Source organism: Paenibacillus sp. FSL K6-1217, assembly GCF_045040735.1.
Lineage (GTDB): Bacteria > Bacillota > Bacilli > Paenibacillales > Paenibacillaceae > Paenibacillus_AQ.
The window spans coordinates 1,328,555-1,344,273 of the sequence record NZ_CP150271.1; the positions used below are offsets into that span (position 1 = coordinate 1,328,555).

At 52.8% G+C, this 15,719-nt stretch carries 15 protein-coding genes; 13 read left to right on the forward strand and 2 right to left on the reverse strand.

Annotated features, from left to right (window positions below; translation table 11 throughout):
* Nucleotides 1–30 precede the first annotated feature (30 nt).
* From aldA to MHH28_RS05720, 5 genes are all read left to right on the forward strand, one after another.
* Nucleotides 31–1,461: an aldehyde dehydrogenase gene (gene aldA, locus MHH28_RS05700; protein ID WP_405116866.1), complete on the forward strand. Its 1,431-nt coding sequence runs from the start codon at nucleotides 31–33 to the stop codon at nucleotides 1,459–1,461.
* Between the two features lie 250 nt (nucleotides 1,462–1,711).
* Nucleotides 1,712–2,344 (forward strand): DUF2239 family protein, encoded by a 633-nt coding sequence (locus MHH28_RS05705; RefSeq protein WP_405112895.1) that lies wholly within the window; start codon nucleotides 1,712–1,714, stop codon nucleotides 2,342–2,344.
* On the forward strand, nucleotides 2,341–3,231 hold the full coding sequence (locus MHH28_RS05710) for an alpha/beta fold hydrolase (RefSeq protein ID WP_405112897.1): 891 nt from the start codon (nucleotides 2,341–2,343) through the stop codon (nucleotides 3,229–3,231). The genes MHH28_RS05705 and MHH28_RS05710 overlap by 4 nt, the downstream gene beginning before the upstream one ends.
* An 89-nt stretch (nucleotides 3,232–3,320) precedes the next feature.
* Complete coding sequence (locus MHH28_RS05715) at nucleotides 3,321–3,695, forward strand: BlaI/MecI/CopY family transcriptional regulator (protein ID WP_405112899.1); 375 nt, start codon at nucleotides 3,321–3,323, stop codon at nucleotides 3,693–3,695.
* A gap of 9 nt (nucleotides 3,696–3,704) precedes the next feature.
* Complete coding sequence (locus tag MHH28_RS05720; RefSeq protein ID WP_405112901.1) at nucleotides 3,705–5,138, forward strand: M56 family metallopeptidase; 1,434 nt, start codon at nucleotides 3,705–3,707, stop codon at nucleotides 5,136–5,138.
* A gap of 117 nt (nucleotides 5,139–5,255) precedes the next feature.
* Here the strand turns inward: MHH28_RS05720 and MHH28_RS05725 are convergent, their stop codons facing one another.
* Nucleotides 5,256–6,404 carry an epoxide hydrolase family protein gene (locus MHH28_RS05725; protein ID WP_405112903.1) on the reverse strand — a complete coding sequence of 383 codons (1,149 nt, stop codon included), beginning with the start codon at nucleotides 6,402–6,404 and terminating at the stop codon, nucleotides 5,256–5,258.
* A gap of 70 nt (nucleotides 6,405–6,474) precedes the next feature.
* Between MHH28_RS05725 and MHH28_RS05730 the strand changes: the two genes are divergently transcribed.
* From MHH28_RS05730 to MHH28_RS05765, 8 genes are all read left to right on the forward strand, one after another.
* Nucleotides 6,475–7,308 carry a class I SAM-dependent methyltransferase gene (locus MHH28_RS05730; RefSeq protein WP_405112905.1) on the forward strand — a complete coding sequence of 278 codons (834 nt, stop codon included), beginning with the start codon at nucleotides 6,475–6,477 and terminating at the stop codon, nucleotides 7,306–7,308.
* 392 nt (nucleotides 7,309–7,700) lie between these two features.
* Nucleotides 7,701–8,939 (forward strand): FprA family A-type flavoprotein, encoded by a 1,239-nt coding sequence (locus MHH28_RS05735; protein ID WP_405112907.1) that lies wholly within the window; start codon nucleotides 7,701–7,703, stop codon nucleotides 8,937–8,939.
* A 16-nt stretch (nucleotides 8,940–8,955) separates the two neighbouring features.
* Entirely contained in the window at nucleotides 8,956–10,167 is a 1,212-nt protein-coding gene (locus MHH28_RS05740) for an NAD(P)/FAD-dependent oxidoreductase (protein ID WP_405112908.1), read from the forward strand.
* 31 nt (nucleotides 10,168–10,198) lie between these two features.
* Nucleotides 10,199–10,381: a rubredoxin gene (rd, locus tag MHH28_RS05745; protein ID WP_405112910.1), complete on the forward strand. Its 183-nt coding sequence runs from the start codon at nucleotides 10,199–10,201 to the stop codon at nucleotides 10,379–10,381.
* Between the two features lie 40 nt (nucleotides 10,382–10,421).
* Nucleotides 10,422–11,132 carry a Crp/Fnr family transcriptional regulator gene (locus MHH28_RS05750; protein ID WP_405112912.1) on the forward strand — a complete coding sequence of 237 codons (711 nt, stop codon included), beginning with the start codon at nucleotides 10,422–10,424 and terminating at the stop codon, nucleotides 11,130–11,132.
* A gap of 162 nt (nucleotides 11,133–11,294) precedes the next feature.
* Nucleotides 11,295–12,386 (forward strand): PRK06851 family protein, encoded by a 1,092-nt coding sequence (locus MHH28_RS05755; RefSeq protein WP_405112914.1) that lies wholly within the window; start codon nucleotides 11,295–11,297, stop codon nucleotides 12,384–12,386.
* Nucleotides 12,387–12,618: 232 nt separating this feature from the next.
* Complete coding sequence (locus MHH28_RS05760) at nucleotides 12,619–13,389, forward strand: endonuclease/exonuclease/phosphatase family protein (RefSeq protein WP_405112916.1); 771 nt, start codon at nucleotides 12,619–12,621, stop codon at nucleotides 13,387–13,389.
* Between the two features lie 44 nt (nucleotides 13,390–13,433).
* Nucleotides 13,434–14,345: a glycerophosphodiester phosphodiesterase gene (locus MHH28_RS05765; RefSeq protein ID WP_405112918.1), complete on the forward strand. Its 912-nt coding sequence runs from the start codon at nucleotides 13,434–13,436 to the stop codon at nucleotides 14,343–14,345.
* A gap of 110 nt (nucleotides 14,346–14,455) precedes the next feature.
* Here the strand turns inward: MHH28_RS05765 and MHH28_RS05770 are convergent, their stop codons facing one another.
* Nucleotides 14,456–15,631, reverse strand: coding sequence for a serine hydrolase domain-containing protein (locus MHH28_RS05770; RefSeq protein WP_405112920.1), 1,176 nt, complete (start codon nucleotides 15,629–15,631; stop codon nucleotides 14,456–14,458).
* Between the last annotated feature and the right edge of the window lie 88 nt (nucleotides 15,632–15,719).

The window sequence follows — 15,719 nt, forward strand, 5'->3', positions numbered from 1 at the left end:
TGAGGGGGATGAACAGTGACTAAGCATTTCATGTATATCAACGGCCAGTTTACGGAATCCGAAGGCAAAGAGTGGATGGAAGTGACCAATCCGGCAACGGATGAAGTCATATCACAGGTTCCCAAGGCAACCAGGAATGATGTCATACGTGCCATTGATGCAGCGGAGCAGGCCCAAGCCGAGTGGGAGGAGACTCCCGCAGTAGAGCGCGGCAAGTATTTGCATGCCATTGCTGATGGTATTCGGGCAGAGGCGGACAGCATCGCCAGGCTGATCTCGGAGGAAGTCGGCAAGACACTGGAATTGTCCACCGTAGAGGTTCATTTCACTGCGGATTATTTGGATTATATGGCGGAGTGGGCACGGCGTTATGAGGGAGAGATCGTGCAGAGCGACCGTGATAATGAGCATATTTTTGTCTTCAAAAGAGCGATTGGCGTCACCACGGGGATTCTGCCCTGGAACTTCCCGTTCTTCCTGATCGCCAGAAAAATGGCCCCGGCGCTTATCACCGGCAATACGATTGTCGTGAAGCCCAGCGCCGAATCTCCGAACAATGCTGTGGCGTTCAGCCGGATCGTGGATCAGGCCGGATTGCCCAAGGGGGTATTCAACCTTGTCACAGGCAGAGGGGCGGAAGTGGGCAACGAGCTGTCGAGTAACGCCAAGGTAGGCATGGTTAGCCTTACAGGCAGCGTACCGGCAGGGCAGAAGGTGATGGAGGCTGCGGCTGAGAATATCATCAAGGTCAGTCTGGAACTGGGCGGCAAAGCGCCGGCCATCGTGATGAAGGATGCCGATCTGGAGCTGGCTGTCCAGGCAATCGTGGCTTCCCGGGTCATTAATACAGGCCAGGTCTGTAACTGCGCGGAGCGTGTCTATGTGCATGAGGATATCAAGGAAGAGTTCACCACACGGCTGGTGGAAGCGATGAAGGCTGTGAAGTACGGAGATCCGCTCAAGGACACGGACATCCAGATGGGACCGCTCATCAACAAGGCCGCGCAGGAATCGGTACAGCAGAAGGTGGACCGGGCCGTTCAGGAAGGGGCTAAGATTGCCCTTGGCGGTAAAAAAGTAGCAGGAACAGGCAGCTTCTTCGAGCCGACAGTGATCATAGACGCTACGAATGAGATGGAGATTGTGCAGGATGAAATTTTCGGTCCGGTTATCCCCGTCATTTCATTCTCTACCCTGGACGAGGCGATTGCCCTCGCCAATGACAGTGAATTCGGCTTAACCTCATCGCTATATACGCAGAATCTGAATGTCGCCATGAAAGTGATCAAGCGGCTGAAATACGGGGAGACGTACATTAACCGCGAGAATTTCGAAGCGATGCAGGGCTTCCATGCAGGCTGGAGAAAATCCGGCATCGGCGGCGCTGACGGCAAGCACGGCTTGAACGAATACCTCCAGACACATGTTGTCTACCTGCAATATGATAAATCGGTGAATTAAATACGCAGCGCTTCCGCTGCTTGCTGATGCGGCCCTTGTTTTGGGGGCCGTTTTTTTGTTGTTTTTCGGAGAGGCAGGCGTGAGGCGAGATGTAGGCGGAAAATCGATCACATTCGGCATGGCGGAGGCATGTGAACCAAATGTAATCGAAAAACCGATCACATTAAGTAGTTTTTTACCCGGGTAATATTGCAATTTTAATTTTACCCGGGTATAATTAAGCCGAATAGACGGGAGGTCGACATATCATATGAGTACGGGTATTGAACAGAAACATTCTTGCTATACGGCATTTTTGGGCGTGGAGATCGTTGCCAGCGGTTCCTTACAGCACGTGGTTACTGCGGTGAAGAGTAAGCTGAGTGACAGGGAGCTCGCCGGGCTGCTTATTTTTAATGATTCTACGGGGAAGCCGATAGATGTTGATTTGCGCGGGGAGACGGGTGAAGTGCTTGCCGGATTAGAAGCACCGGTGGGGGAGTCACCCGCTGGAGAAGGGAACCCTCAGACCGTGCGCCGGGCCGGACGGCCCAAGCTGGGGGTCGTATCCGGTGAGGTTACTTTGCTGCCAAGGCAGTGGGAGTGGCTCAAAGCCCAGCCTGGAGGGGCATCCGTAACCTTGCGCAAGCTGGTGGATGAAGCCCGCCGTGCCGGAGAACCGCAGAGCGTGATCCGCAAATCCCAGGAAGCAGCTTATAGCTTCATGACAGCGATGGCCGGGGATTTCAGCCATTACGAAGAAGCGCTGCGCGCGCTGTATGCCGGTGATTCGGAGCGTTTTGACCAATACACTCAGGACTGGGCCCCTGATATCCGAAGCCAAGTTAAGAAATTAGCGATAGGTGCATTTCCAAAAGATGAATCGAAGGAGAATCGACCATGAATATGATACAAGCGAACGGCATGGAGCTGGCATATGACAGCTTTGGCAACGAGAATGACGAGGCTATCCTCTTGATTGCCGGACTGGGAACCCAGATGATCCGCTGGACGGGAGCTTTTTGTGAACAATTGGCAACCCGGGGCTTCCGGGTGATCCGTTTTGACAACCGTGACACGGGATGCTCCACACATTACAGCCATTACCCGGCAATGGATTTCAACGCCTTGGCGGCTGCGCTTATGTCGGGACAGCGGCCGGACATGCCTTACACGCTCGATGATATGGCCAGTGATGTGATCGGACTGCTCGACGCTTTGGAGATTGAACGGGCACATGCCGTTGGCCGGTCCATGGGCGGAATGATCGCCCAGCTTGCAGCCAGTACCTATCCTGACCGGATACTGTCGCTCACCTCTATCATGTCTACTTCCGGGAATCCTACCCTTCCGCAGGCTTCCCCGGAGGTGATGGGGATGATGACTGCCCCGGGGCCGAGCCCGCTTGAGGATGAGGCAGGATTTTTGGTGCACAGCATGGCTTTTGCCAAGCGTATTGCAGGGACTGGCTATCCATTTGATGAAGAGGCTTACCGGGCACTCATTAGGGAGGAAGTGCGGCGGAACTATGACCCAGGTACCGTAGGACGGCAGATTGCCGCGATTGCGGTCTCCGGTGACCGCCGTCCGCTTCTGGCAGCCATACAAGTCCCTGCACTTGTCATTCACGGGATGGACGATCCCCTGTTCGTTCCGGTCTGCGGAGAGGACACCGCTTCCTCCATCCCGGGCGCCGAGCTAATGCTCGTTGAAGGCATGGGACATGACCTGCCGCACCAGTTGTATGAGCAAACGATTGATGCCATCGAACGGACCGCTCATCGCAGTTGACTAACCACTACATTATGTAGTAGATTATAACTACTACGTAGTGTAGTAATAATGTTATGGACGCATAACAGATCTAAGAGGTGTTCACAGTGAACAAGATTCAGAAGTTATCGGATACGGAATTAGAGCTGATGGAAGCGATATGGGCAAGTACGCCGCCCGTAACTTCAACGGAGCTGTTGAACCAGTTCGCGCAGAAGGGAAGGGACTGGAAGGCGCAGACGATCTCTACCTTTTTGTCGCGGCTGGTGGATAAGGGGTTTCTAACCGCTACCCGGCATGGACGGCTCAACAAATACGTCCCCGGCATTTCGCCTGAGGACTATAAGCTGGTGGAGACTCAGCATGTCCTGGACGGGCTGTATCAGGGTTCGGTCAAGAATCTGATCTCGGCCATGTATGACGGCGACAAGCTGTCGGACCAGGATATTGACGAGCTGAAGCAATGGTTCTCGGAAAAGTAGGTGATGACAATGAATACCTTGCTAAACCTGCTGATCACGTTAACCGTTGCCGGAAGTGTAGTGACTCTCAGCATCCATGCGCTGGGGAGACTATCGACCGGGCATGTTCCGGCCAGGTGGCGTTATGGACTCATTAAGCTGGCCTTGTTCTTCTATTTATTCCCGATAGCTATTGTTCTGCTGCGGATAGCAGCGCGCCTGAGTACACCGCATGTAGCAACAAGTCTACAGAATACGCAGACTGGCGGACTAACCGGGAATATAGCGGCATCCCTCCAGCCTGCAACATTAACTTTAACAACAAGTACCGCCTATATCCTTCTGGGCATTTGGGCCGCAGGGACCGTCTCTTTTGCCGCCTGGCAGTGTTATGCTTACCGCAGATTTACCAGAGCGCTTGAACGTACCCGTACCCTCGTACCGGAGGATAGTAGGGCAGCGATTCTGCTGAAGAGTGTCAAGGAGCAGCTTTGCCTCACAAGCAGTGTCCGGCTAATGTACACTCCTGCCGCACGAAGTCCTTTTCTGGCCGGTCTGTGGAGACCGGTGATCTATCTGCCTGTTCAGAGTCCTGACAATCTGGATATGGAGATGGTGCTGCGCCATGAGCTGGTTCATCTGAAGCGCAAGGATCTGTGGTTCAAGGCCTTGCTGCTGGCCATCCGTGCGCTGCATTGGTTCAATCCGCTCGTGTACACGCTGCGGAACGGGCTTCATACCTGGAGCGAGCTGGCCTGTGACCAGGAGGTGGTCCAGAACATGTCCCATACGGAGCGCAAACGCTATGGCGAAACGATTCTGAGTGTCATGGCAGGACCAACAAACCGGCCCGGAGCATTCTATGCTCTACTATCCGGTGACGGCAAACAACTACAAAGGAGATTAATCCATATGCTTAACGTCAAAAAGCTGAACAGACAAACTCTATTCTTATCGGTAGCCGCAGCCCTGTTAATCGCAGGGATCAGCACCTCTACCGCTGCCTTAGCATCCAGGGTTACACCGCAGGTGGTGGCGGACACGCAGGATGGGGATTCACGAACAACCGCTTCCGAAATAGCTCCTTCTAAATCGTCAGAAGGAGGAATAACCGAGCCAGCTCAAGTATCTGGAACCCAGCCTGCCGAGAGTAGTACCATCCCCGTCCAGCAATATAAAGCAGGACAACTCGTAGCTGGTTCTGCTGAATCTGCTGATTCCGTAACAGTTCCCGCTGAGCAGGTATCTGCCGCTCAGGCGTTACCTGAGCTTGTAGCCGCTCCTGCGGAGAGTGCCCTTGTAACGGTACCGAAAGGAAGCAATACCGTGTCTGACTCCGGGCCTGCTCCGGCGCCGGTCGCTGCCGAGGCGCTGCCCGAAGTGGTGCCTGCTCCTGCTCCGGCAGCGAGCGTGCCTGCTCCTGCTCCCGCTCCCGCTGAGAGTGTTCCCGCGCCTGGTAAGTAGACTTGTTCTCACACTTAACCTGCCGATATATAATTACAGCCAAGAGCAGCTTCCTTGTCGGAGGCTGCTCTTGGCTGTTTCTGGTACCTCTCAATTTTGCTATGAAAGATAGGCTTATTAAGCCCTTAAGGGTCTGAAGAATTCTCGGATGTCCTGCGCCAGAGATTCAGGTTCTTCCATCGCTGTGAAATGCCCGCCGCGCGGCATTGTAGTCCAGCTTGTGATGTTCAGATTACGTTCAGCCCATTCCCTGGGCGGCAAGGCGACGTCTCCGGGGAATACAGCAACACCCGTAGGCACTTCAATATAACCCAAGGGCGGCAACGTGTGGGTATTCTCATAATAGATATTTGAGGTAGAACCTGCCGTATTGGTAAGCCAATAGATCATAATATTCGTAAGCAGCTCATCCTCGCTGAAGCTCTGCCGCAGGTCGCCCTTGCAATCACTCCAGGCACGGAATTTCTCAATGATCCAAGCCGCCAATCCTGCAGGAGAGTCGGAAAGTCCGTAAGCAAGCGTCTGTGGCTTCGTCGATTGAATCGACATATACGCCCCCTCATCGGCGATCCACTGCGAAGTACTCTTGATGTACTGAAGCTCTTCTTCAGTCAGCCCTGACTTATCCTGCACAGCCAGGAGACTCTTGATCAGGCCGATATCCGTAAGGTGGATTCCGGTTAGGAGTTCAGGATGTTTGAAGGCCAGATACCTGGTAACACCGGAGCCGACATCTCCGCCAGCCGCTGCAAATTTAGAGTACCCCAGATGTTCAGTCATTAGTTTGGACCACAGCTCAGCGACATAGGCAATATTGATTCCCCTGCGCTTCAATCCGTTTGAGAAACCAAATCCTGGAACAGAAGGGACAATGACATCGAAGGAGTCTTCAGGATTCCCGCCATAACGGACTGGGTCCGTGAGCATGGGAATTATTTTCTCATACCGCAGGAAGCTGTCCGGCCAGCCGTGTGTGAGGATAATAGGCTGTGGTCTAGGACCTTTGCCGCGTTCATGCACGAAATGGATATCCACCCCATCAACATTACAGCGAAAGTGGGATAGGCGGTTCAATTCCGCTTCCCGGGCGCGCCAATCGAACTGGTCCCGCCAATAGGTAACGAGTGACCGCAGATAACCCTGATCTGTTCCCCGGTCCCAGTCAGACGGCTCTAACAAATCGGGCCAGCGAACATGCTCCAGTCTGTATCTCAGATCTTCAAGAACTTCATCAGCCACACGGATTTCAAAACGTTCAATCGCCATCAATAATCTCTCCCTCAGAGTATTAACTACAGCATCTATATGACAACTATACCACCAGAAGGAAGGTTACATGTCAATAAAACGAATCCCAAATAGGACTCATCGACAGTATGAAGCTCGAATAATTCTTGAAGCTGGCGGAGGGGAAATGCACATTCCTGGAGAAGTACTTTACGTAAAAAAAGCGCGAGGTGAGGGAATGGACAGGTTAGCCAAGATCAGATCCGAAGAGAAGCTGTATCATGATCACTGTTACGATAACAACAAGTTATTTGAGCCAGGCTCCTGGCTGCACAAACCCGTTACTACAGTCATTAATCTTATAGATCAGTATAAGCATGTAGGGGACATAAGCATACTTGATCTGGGAGCTGGAGTTGGCCGGAACAGCATTCCGGTCGCCGAATCTATTAAGCATAGAAATGGAAAAGTGGTATGTGTGGATCTGCTGGAATCAGCCATAGCGAAGCTGAAGAGTTACAGCCGGCAGTTCGGTGTCGAGCCTTACATTGTACCCATTCTATCTGATATTGAACACTTCTCTATTGAACCAAATGAGTATGATATTATCATAGCCGTATCTTCATTGGAACATATGAGCTCGGCCCAGGCGATGGAGCAGAAACTGAGTGAAATGAATGCCGGGACAAGAGCGGGCGGGGCGAATTGTATTATTATCGCGTCCAATATCCGGGAAATGCTTCTAGAGAATAAGTATGAGCTGGACCCCATGTTTGAAGTGAATCTGCCTACTGAAAGAATGATTGAACTATTGAAACAGCAGTTTGCCGGATGGGAGATAGAGCAGCTTCTCGTAAAACCTTTAGCATTTGAGATTAACAGAGACGCGCAGCCCGTCAAGCTGACCTCTGATTGCATCACCTTTGTAGCCCAAAAAAATTAACAAAAAGCAAAAAGAAGCGGAGGGGAAATTTGGAACTGTAGGAGCGGTAGCGACCGCCTTTGTATTTGGATTTCTTCCGCTAAGAGCGGTTCAAATCAGGAAATATAAATACAACAGCGGCTGGAAGTCCAAATGTTCACCGCAGTGACGACCAAGCTTTGAGTTTTATCTGAAGCAAGGAGTTGACTCCAATCCATATAAACTAGATTTTCTCCCCCGCCTGTGACCACACGCACCCCATCTTCCGTGAATTAGGCTACATTAAGAGTATGCCAAATGAAAGGATTCACAAACTTCCGAAATTTGATTTGAATCCTCCTTTTTAAGCGGCCGGCGTAATAGAATGAGGTTGCTGATAAGGATTATCAATCAAATATTGGAGGCTAACACTAATGAGTACACAAACCAGACAAATCGCTGAAGACATCCACTGGGTAGGCAAAATAGACGACCGTCAAGTTCCGTTTCACCGCCTGATTCTCGCCAAGGGAACAACTTATAACTCCTATCTCCTCAAAACAGGCAAGCCGACCGTCATCGATACGGTGGATATGGAATTCGGCCGCGAATATGCTGAGTGTCTCGCCGGAATGATTGACCTCATGGATATTCATTACATCGTTATTAACCATACTGAGCCTGACCACTCCGGCGGACTGGCGGCACTGGCGGCACAGGCGCTGAATGCTACGATTGTCTGCACCGGGATCGCTGTACCGGAGCTGCAGGAGATGTATAAGCTGCACAGCCGTAACTTCCTGGTGGTGAAGGACGGGGATACGCTGGATATCGGCGGCAAAACCCTGCTGTTCAAAGAAACGCCGTACCTCCACACCGCAGAGACCATGATTACCTACTGCATCGAGGACCAAATCCTGTTCCCTTGCGATATTTTCAGTACACATGTAGCAGTCAATGAACTGTTCAGCGATGAAGCAGGCTTCGATATCACTGAAGATTACAAAGGCTATTATGCAGCGATTATCCATCCGCACAGAAGATATGTAAGAACGCTGCTGGAAGCGGTGAAGGATCTGGAGATCCGCATGATTGCCCCTTCGCACGGGTTCCTGATCCGTGAGGACATCCCTAAGTTCATCGGGCTGTATGCCACCATGAGCCGGGAGACCACCCAAGGCAAGAAGGCTGTCATTGTCTACACCACCATCAAGAACAGCACGAAGAAGATGGCCGCGATCATTGAGAATTGCCTGAAGGAGAACAATATCGAGACTGAAGTCTGGAATGCAGATAAAAGCAGTACCGCAGACATCCTCCGCAGCATTGAAGCGGCAGACGCCGTCTTCATCGGCAGCTCAACCAAATATGCAGACATGATCGGGAACCTGGAGGAAGTATTGAAGGGCATGCAGGAGATGAACTTGGAAGGTAAGCTGGCTACGGCGTTTGGCTCCTACGGCTGGAGCGGAGAAGCGATCGAGGTCATTCAGGATTACCTGAACGGAACGAACATGACTGTACAGAGCACCTCCGAGGTTATCAAAACCACTGGCATGACCCATGTGGAGTTCCCCGTACGGGTGAGATTCTCCCCAAGAGAGCCTGAGAAGGTCCAGAAAATCAAAAATGCGACCGAATTTGTCTCGGATCTGCTGCTCAGTTCAATCTAGGGAGGAGGAAGCGAATATGACGAAGCATTACGTAATTGTTGGCGGCGGTGTAACCGCCGTCCATGCCGCCAAAGCGATCCGCGATCAGGACGCGGACTCGGAAATCTCGATCATCGGGGAAGAGAGCGGTCTGCCGTATAACCGGATCAAGCTGACCAAGGGCCTGTTCACCGACCTGCACAGCGAGAAGGTGCTGATCAAGAAGGACAAATGGTACCGCGATAACCGCATCACCGTGCAGTCATCCACCCGCATCGTGTCCATCCACCCGGAGCGCCAGACGGTAGAGACAGAGAGCGGCCAGTGTGTGGAATACCATAAGCTGCTGCTCTGCATGGGTGCGAAGAACCGCGCATTGTCTACCCCGGGGGCCGGTCTGGCCAATGTACACAGCATCCGGGAGCTGGCTGACGCCGACCGACTGAAAGACAGCCTTAAGGAAGGCAGCCGCGTAACCGTCATCGGCGGAGGCGTACAGGGAATTGAGACTGCCTGGGCGCTCCACGAAGCAGGATATACGGTGACTGTGGTTGAATATGCACCTGTCCTGATGGGCAGACAGCTCGACAGCTACTCTTCCAAGCGTCTGCAAGACACTCTTGAAGAGTCCGGGGTGAAGGTGATTCTGCAAGCGGGTGTGGCTTCAATAGAGGGGACAGAGGTTGTCACCGGGGTTACGCTGAATGACGGCGCAAGCTTCCCGTGTGACCATGTGGTCTACTCCATTGGGATTGTTCCGAATACTGCGCTTGTCCAAGGCTCGGAGATTGAGGTCCGCAGCGGCATTATTGTGGATGAGCATCTGCAGACCAGCGTACCGAACATCTATGCAGCCGGTGATGTTGCCGAGTTCGGCGGACTGGTGGAAGGCTTGTGGGGCGGAGCGATGGAACAGGGCAAGATTGCCGGGAGCAATATGGCCGAAGCTGTGAGTGTATACCGCAGAGCGGTTCCGGTGACCTTGTTCAATGCGTTTGGAGTATCCTTGTTCTCCATCGGCAACACCGATGAGCGGAATTGTGATGAGTCGGTATGCGGAGAAGAGAACGGGGCGTATACACGGATTTTTGTGAAGGATCATGTCATTGTCGGGGCGTTGTCCTGGCAGGGCGCTGCGGCTTCGCTGGCTTACAAGGCGGCTGTTGAGCAAGGTGTCCGGCTGAGCGGAAGTGCTGACGGCAAGCGCATCGAAGACATTATAGCGGAAGCGCAGTCTGTTCTGAACTGATTAACTACTAAGGATATAGGAGATGAGTAGAATGAAAAAATATATCTGCACTCCTTGCGGCTACATCTACAACCCGGCGGTAGGCGATCCCGATGAGGATGTAGCTGCCGGCACAGCGTTCGAGGATCTGCCGGAGGATTGGGTCTGCCCGGTCTGCGGCGAGGATACCAGCCACTTCGTACCACTAGAAGAGAAGAACACGATTACTCATTAGACACACCAGACTTCATATGTCACATTACAGGGGGAACGGTATGAAAGAGCATTCCTGCCAGCACGCCGCAGAACCTTGTACACGCAAGGTACCGATTTTTGCCGCACTGACCGATGAGGATCTTACCCGGATCAGCGCCATGATTAAGCACCGTAAATTCACCAAGGGCCAGCCGCTAATTCTCGAAGGAGCGCCTTCCGATACGCTGTACATTATTCAGCAGGGACATGTGAAGTTATCCAAGATCACGCCCGAAGGGAAGGAGCAGATTCTGCATATCCTGACGAACGGGGATTTCTTTGGGGAACTCAGTATCTTCAACAGTGACGAGCTTAGCAACTTCAGTGCGTATGCGCTGAAAGACACCCATATCTGCATGCTGACCCGCAGCGATATGGAGCAGATCATGACCGAGAACCCCGATATCTCACTGCGCCTGCTCCAAAGCCTGACCAAACGGCTCGCCCACACCGAGAATCTGGCCCAGAGTCTGGCGACCAAGGACCCGGAAATCCGGATCGCGTATATGATTATGGAGCTGAGCGACAAATACGGCAAGCCGCGCGGCGGACGCGTTCATATCGACCTGCCGCTGTCCCGCGAAGAGCTGGCCAGTTATGTCGGAGTAACCCGGGAGACGATCAGCCGGAAGTTCTCCAGATTCGAGGACTCCGGTCTGATCAAGCTGATCGGCAACAAGCAGATGGTAGTCATGGACCCGGCGGGTGTGGAGCGGTTCATGGGAATTTAAGGGGAATGAAATATAGAATAAGCGGCATTCCTGTCATATCATGATGGGGATGCCGCTTTTACATGGAGTGGATGTTCATGCCCGCTTCAGACACCTTACAAATACCTGACGCATATTGTATGGTTATAAGCCTACAGGCGACAAGGGGAAAGGAAGTGGAGTATGGCTGCGGGAATATTAAGATATTTTGCAGGCGGGAATACGGCTCTCGGTTTCTACAGTTTGTTCGAATCGAATCTTCAAGGGCTCCGGCGGATATTCATCTTGAAAGGCGGCCCCGGTACCGGGAAATCATCCCTGATGAAAGCCATCAGTACGGAATGGGCGGAGCGGGGATACGATATTGAACTGATTCATTGTTCATCCGATAAGGAATCCATTGACGGAGTCATTATTCCGGTGCTTGGCGCGGGCATTGTTGACGGGACTGCGCCCCATGTGATCGAGCCCAAGGCTCCCGGAGCGATTGAGGAATACGTGAACTTGGGCGAAGCGTGGGATTCGGCAGCATTGATCGGCCAAAGGGAGATCATTGAAGAGATTAACCGGAAGGTTGCTGGTGCCTATGCGGCGGCCTATAGCAAATTTGCTGAGGCCCTGAACATTCATGACAAATGGGAGAAAATTTACTTCGGGCATATGGACTTCAGCAAGGCGGATCAATTAACGGCCCGGATGCTGGAACAGCTCTTTGGTGAAGCACATCTTCAGAGGAGTGCTAACGTGAAGCACCGTTTCCTGGGCGCAGCAACACCGGCAGGGGCGGTTGATTTTGTACCTAATTTGACCGAAGGGCTGTTAAGACGCTTCTTCCTCAAAGGCCGGGCCGGAACCGGCAAATCAACCATGCTCAAAAAAATCGCCTCCGAGGCGGAGAAGAGAGGCTTTGATACGGAAATCTATCATTGCGGATTTGATCCCCGCAGTCTGGATATGGTCATTGTGCGTGAGCTTGACTTTGCGGTCTTTGACAGCACCAGCCCGCATGAATATGACCCGGAGCGGGAAGGTGACGTCATCATCGATACGTATGAGGCCGTTGTTGCGCCGGGAACGGATGAGCGCCTTGCCGGACCGCTTGAGGAAGTAAGTGCACAATACAAGGCCACAATGAAGGAGGCGATAGCCGCACTGGCAGAGGCCAAGGTACACCGGGATGAATTGGAGAAAATTTATATCGCAGCGATGGATTTTAGCGTGGTGGACGCCGCCAGGAACCGGATTTCTGCTGAACTGGATAGCATACAGGCTTAGCGTTTCATAGGATCTGAACCAGCCTTGGGGCTTACCCTGCGGAGGTATTTGCCGTCCGCAGGTAAGCCTCTTTCGGCTTAACCGGGTTCTGTAACAAACGGACATGGCTGCGGGCCAGTGCGGTGCGCTCCTGCCGGTTGACGCGTTCTTCATCAAGGTATAAACTTATTACCTTAAATATGTAACCAGAGATCATTACAAACGTTTACATTCCAGAGGGGAGAGAATAGCAATGACAACTTACGAAGTGGCTTCCTTTAATATCCGCCTTGACAATCCGGGAGACGGAGAGAACCGCTGGGCGTTACGCAAGGAGCATATGCTGCGCATGATCAGGCATTACCGCTGGGACGTCTTCGGACTGCAGGAGGTGCGGGGCAATCAGCTGAAGTACCTGGCGGCACTAGAGGATTATGAGGTGGAGGGCATCAGCCGTGATCATGATCCCGATAGCGAACACAGTCCTGTTTTTTATAACAAGTCGGTATTCACCAAAGAAGACGGGGGCACATTCTGGCTGTCGGAAACGCCGGAAGTTCCTTCCAAGTCCTGGGACTCCGCTTACAACCGGATCTGCACCTGGGTGAGGCTGCAGGATACAAGAAACGGGAACCGGATTCACTTTGTGAATACCCATCTGGACCATATCAGCGAGGAAGCCAGATACCGCGGCGCGCTGCTGATTCTGGAACGGGTCCGTAATCTGGGCGGGAATCTCCCGGTTGTGATCACAGGGGATTTCAATGCTTTACCGGACGAACGATGCTACCGGGAGATTACAGCGCAGCTGACCGATACCCGCAGAGCGGCTGAGGCACATTATGGCCCCTGGGGTACATTCACCGATTTTCGCTACGATATTCCGTGGGATGAGCTGATAGAGATCGATTATATTTTTACGGACAAGCAGGTGAAAGTCCTGAAGACCCGGACGGTAACCGACAGCTTCGACCGGAAATACCCTTCGGATCATTATCCTGTTACAGCAACATTAGAAATCTGACGGGCGAGACCCGGATATAATCACACACAAATGGGGACAACGGCATGATGAGGATCTTCAGACATAAGGGTTATTTCGTCGGAGTGCATATTGTATTGTGTATATCCTTGTTCTCCACACTCTATGCGTATTCTCCGGTCATCCGGGTGAAGGTGAAGGAGATCATCGAACCGGCAGACAAAGTCTATACAATTGCCCATCGCGGCGCGTCCGGTTATGCCCCGGAGAACACTATGCCGGCCTTCGAGCTGGCGCGAGAGATGCATGCTGACTCGATTGAGCTGGATATCCATCTGACCAAGGACCTGATTCCGGTTGTGATTCATGATGAGACGGTCAACCGCACCACCAGCGGCACAGGCTACGTGAAGAATATGACCCTGGAGCAGATCAAACAGCTCGATGCAGGCTCGTGGTTCAATCAGGAGTACCCGATGTTCGCCAGAGATCTATATACAGGGCTTACCGTCCCCACCCTTGAAGAGGTATTCGAGACGTTCGGCAAGGACATCAACTATGTGATCGAGATCAAGGAGCCTGCCCCGAAGGCCGGGATTGAAGCGATCCTGAATGAAACGATACACAAATATGACCTGGACAATATGGTAGCCGTTCATTCCTTCAGCGCAGCCAGTCTGCGGCAGCTTCATTTGATCAACCCGGACCTTCCGTTATACCAGCTGGTATGGAATGATTATGCGGCTTCGCGGGTCACGCAGTCCTATCTGGATCATGTGAAGACCTATGCCGTAGGCATCAGTCCGAATTTCCAGGGAATCAGCGCCGCTTATGTAGCGCAGGTGAAGAGGGCCGGGCTGAAGATCATCCCGTATACGGTGAACTACCAGCTTAACATGGATAAAGCCTACTCCTGGGGAGTAGACGGAGTGCATACGAATTATCCCGACCGCTTCCTTGAAGTGATTGCCGCCAACAGGGCGAAGGCCAAATGGTAGGAGTGGAGGATGGGGGAACAGAGCCGCTCATTTAAGTCCTGAAAAAGGTCCAGAAAAAGGGTCCAGTTCTTGTCCGTTACCCGGACAAGACTGGACCCTTAATGTTGTACTTAAAATGCGCTTAACACAATATTACGCAGCTTACGCGTAATGGGCAGGGTTCCGGCGTCCTTCTTCTGAATCATGAACAGAAGGGTCAGATCCTCCTGCGGACAATTGGCAAAATAAGCTCCCAGCCAGCCGTCCCAGCCGTATTCTCCCAGGCTGCCAAGTCCGCCCGCCTGGCCCGGATGGGTCAGAATACGCATCTGATTGCCATAGCTGTAGCCTTGCAGCGAATGCCACGGGTTGAAGCCCTGCTGCTGCCAGTGGGTCAAGCTGGCCGAGGTCATATACTGAACGGTACGGGGCTTCAGCAGCTGAATCCCGTTCAAGCGGCCCTGATTCATCAGCATGGTGGTGAATTTGGCTGCATCCTCAATCGTGGAGACCAGTCCGGCTCCGCCTGATTCGTAAGCCGCCTCCCGGTCCATATGATGGCTGACGCCCAGGTGACTCTCCTCATACCGCATCAGGCCGCCCTCCCCGTCATCCTGATAGACGCGGGCCAGACGGCCCCTCTTGTCTTCGGGCAGCCAGAAGCCGGTATCCTTCATTTGCAGCGGGCCGAAGATTTCCTGTTGCAGGAATTCGCTGTACCGCATGCCGCTGACGACTTCCACCAGCGCCCCGAGGACATCTGCCGAGGTTCCGTACTGCCAGGATGATCCCGGCTCGAAGGACAGCGGGCCTTCACCCAGCCGGTTGGCGAATTCCAGTGTGCTCATCGGATTATCGCCCGGCAGACGGCTGTCGAGTTCCCGGAACAACGCCTCCGTATGCTGACCGGCCCGGTCGGTTCCGCCGTAGACCAGTCCTGAGGTCATGTTCAGCAGATCATGAATGTCAACCTCCCGGCTGACCGGCACAAGCGCCCCGTCCAATTCAACCTTCTGGTTCTTGAATCCCGGTATGTATTGGCTGACCGGATCGAACAGGTCGATCTCCCCGCGCTCCAGGAGCAGCATAACGGCTGCGGCGGTAACCGGCTTCGTCATTGAGTACAGGCGGACAATCGAATCTCTGGACATCCGGCGTCCAGCTTCGATATCGGCTAACCCATCCTCATGGTAGAACACTTCCTGCCCCTTTTGTATCACCATGAAGTTTGCTCCGGCAATTTCCTTATGGGCAATGCTTGCGCTCAGCGCTTTTTTTAACAGCTCAGTAGTTTGTGCATCCAGCATCTCTAACGTCTCCTTTGTTATGGTCCGTTCCCGGAACTCCCGAACGAACCGGCGTTCACATAGAGAATATTATACGTCTTTCGGGTGT